Below are 596 nucleotides of genomic sequence, written 5' to 3'. Positions count from 1 at the left end.
TATCGCAGCCTCCCACGTCCTTCATCGGCTCCTGGTGCCAAGGCATCCACCGTACGCTCATAAACACTTACAACAAAGATGCTCGCGTCCACTGTGCAGTTCTCAAACAACACACAACAACCCCTACCGACGCCGGCCACACGGCCAACCGCTTTCGTGAGTCATCGTCGCTGAAAAAACACATTGCGTGTTCCCTCAGGACCCAACAGTGCACCGATATATCACCCACCAACCGACCGTGTAGCCGGCTGAAATGTGGATGAGTTTGTCAGCGTTCCACCCATGAGCTTCTGCCGTTCCACATGCGGGAACGAAACAGTCTCTGCCCGAGAGGCATTCACCTGTGTGAACCCTCGCCGGGAGAAGTGCTCCTTAGAAAGGAGGTGATCCAGCCGCACCTTCCGGTACGGCTACCTTGTTACGACTTCGTCCCAATCGCCGATCCCACCTTCGACGGCTCCCTCCCACAAGGGGTTAGGCCACCGGCTTCGGGTGTTACCGACTTTCATGACGTGACGGGCGGTGTGTACAAGGCCCGGGAACGTATTCACCGCAGCGTTGCTGATCTGCGATTACTAGCGACTCCGACTTCACGG

At 57.0% G+C, this 596-nt stretch carries 1 rRNA gene; it reads right to left on the bottom strand.

From position 1 onward, the window contains the following. Window positions 1–376: 376 nt before the first annotated feature. Window positions 377–596, bottom strand: a 16S ribosomal RNA gene (locus M1M07_RS32390); the annotation flags it as partial.

The sequence above is a fragment of the Rhodococcus sp. HM1 genome (assembly GCF_023218075.1).
Lineage (GTDB): Bacteria > Actinomycetota > Actinomycetes > Mycobacteriales > Mycobacteriaceae > Rhodococcus.
Note: the sequence above shows the minus strand (reverse complement) of the source record. Positions and strands in the feature narration are given on the sequence as shown.